Here is a 207-nt window from a genome sequence, read left to right as displayed (position 1 = left end):
CCCACGTTGCTCCATGCCGTAGGCGATCTCGTCCTCGACCGTGTCGGTGACGAAGCCGCGCAGCGGATCCTGGCCCACCGTAGCCGACCACGTCGGCGAGGTCGCGCGGCCGGTGGCGGGCGGTGTCGCGGCCGTCGACGATCACGCGCCCGCGAAGCGTGCCGCCGGTGAAGTGCGGCACGAGACCGTTGATCGCGCCCAGCAGCA

At 72.5% G+C, this 207-nt stretch carries 1 pseudogene; it reads right to left on the bottom strand.

The features are described from left to right. Positions 1–207, bottom strand: a pseudogene (locus tag BN358_RS27870) (cobalt ABC transporter ATP-binding protein); the annotation flags it as partial.

The sequence above is a fragment of the Sedimentibacter sp. B4 genome (genome assembly GCF_000309315.1).
Classification (GTDB): Bacteria; Bacillota; Clostridia; order Tissierellales; family Sedimentibacteraceae; genus Sedimentibacter; species Sedimentibacter saalensis.
The sequence above is the reverse complement of the archived record's forward strand: the minus strand, read 5'-3'. Positions and strand labels throughout refer to the sequence as shown.